The following is a 231-nucleotide window of genomic DNA, read 5'->3' as shown; positions in this document are numbered from 1 at the left end:
CCCTCGGTGACGATATCCAGCTTCATCTGTGGATGGCGTCGCAGGTATTCGAGCAAAAGTGGCATCACTTGTTTGGCCGCACCAGCCGATGTGTTCAGCCGTAAAGTACCGGTTGGGTCCGCCTGGCGATTACCGGCTTGTTCCAACGCAATCCGGATCGTCGAGAGGGCGGGCGTAATTGTGCTGACAAACTCCGCCCCTACCTCCGACAACGACACACTGCGTGTCGTC

Annotated in this window: 1 pseudogene; it reads right to left on the bottom strand. The window is 58.0% G+C overall.

Features of this window, described 5'->3' with window-relative positions:
* Positions 1–231 (bottom strand): annotated as a pseudogene (locus tag ACW9IR_RS30095) (LysR family transcriptional regulator); the annotation flags it as partial.

The sequence above is a fragment of the Pseudomonas sp. SDT291_1_S447 genome (assembly GCF_054070155.1).
Note: the sequence above shows the minus strand (reverse complement) of the source record. Positions and strands in the feature narration are given on the sequence as shown.